The following is a 963-nucleotide window of genomic DNA, read 5'->3' as shown; positions in this document are numbered from 1 at the left end:
CAAAATAGACGACAACCCCTTTGAGCCCTTTGGTTATCTCCTGATGAGCCGAAAACTCGCTGCCATTGTCAGTTGTAATGGTCAATACGCCTGTAAGCCGGTAGGCGTACAGCAATCTGATTACGGCTTTGGCAATCTCTTTGGCGTTCTTCCCATGAGGCAGTTTCTCGATGATGCAGTATGAGGTGTTCCTTTCAGCGAGAACCAGAATAGCTCCGTATCCGTCCTTACCGATTATGAGATCCATTTCCCAGTCACCGAAGCGCGATCCGTCGGCCTCTTTGGGTCTTTGGTGGATGCTTGTGCGGTTTGGGATATTTGTAGCTTTGGTCGGTTTGCGCTCCTTTTTCGACTTGCGGTTATACTTGCCTTTGTGTCTGGTATTGGCAAGCAGCACCCCGCTCCGGTCTGCGTGGATGTGATTGTAGATTGTCTGTCTGGAGATGTGTGTCCCTTCTTTAGCCAAAGTGCCGACAATTTGCGCCGGCGACCATTGTTCTTCCATAATCCACTGTTCTATACGCCATAGCAACAGCCGCGGCGTCTTGTTATGCGGTTCGCCATGGCTTCGGCGTCCTTCGGCCATGGCCTGCGCTTTGGTGTCATTATAGCCACCACGCGCAGTCGCATTACGTTTGTACTCACGGCTGACGGTTGACGGATGTTTGCCAATCTCTGCCGCGATTTCCTTCTGCGTCTTCTCTTTTCGAGTGCCGCGATTTTGGTGTTCCACGAAAAGGTGGTACCTTTGTGCTGAGGTTAATTGATTGTACATGTGCAATACAAAATTAGTTAATCTTGGGGAGACTCCGGTCTCCTTTTTTTGTTTTATATTGCCTTGGACTAAAATTACCTTTTGGTCGGGTTGAACCATCTATCGGTGGGGAGGGGCTGTGGGCTTGTGAAGCCCCATCCCCACCGATAGCCGTTTCAACCCTGCGGCCTCAAAAATATGTGGGCTTA

Annotated in this window: 1 protein-coding gene; it reads right to left on the bottom strand. The window is 50.2% G+C overall.

Translation table 11 applies throughout. The features are described 5' to 3' along the window. Positions 1-733 (bottom strand): IS30 family transposase (locus tag JCM16496_RS21155; RefSeq protein ID WP_159102495.1); only part of this gene is annotated, 733 nt, incomplete at its 3' end. Positions 734-963: the final 230 nt, after the last annotated feature.

The organism is Bacteroides rodentium JCM 16496 (assembly GCF_000614125.1).
In the GTDB taxonomy this organism is placed as follows: Bacteria; Bacteroidota; Bacteroidia; order Bacteroidales; family Bacteroidaceae; genus Bacteroides; species Bacteroides rodentium.
This window is presented reverse-complemented; position numbering and strand designations above follow the sequence as displayed.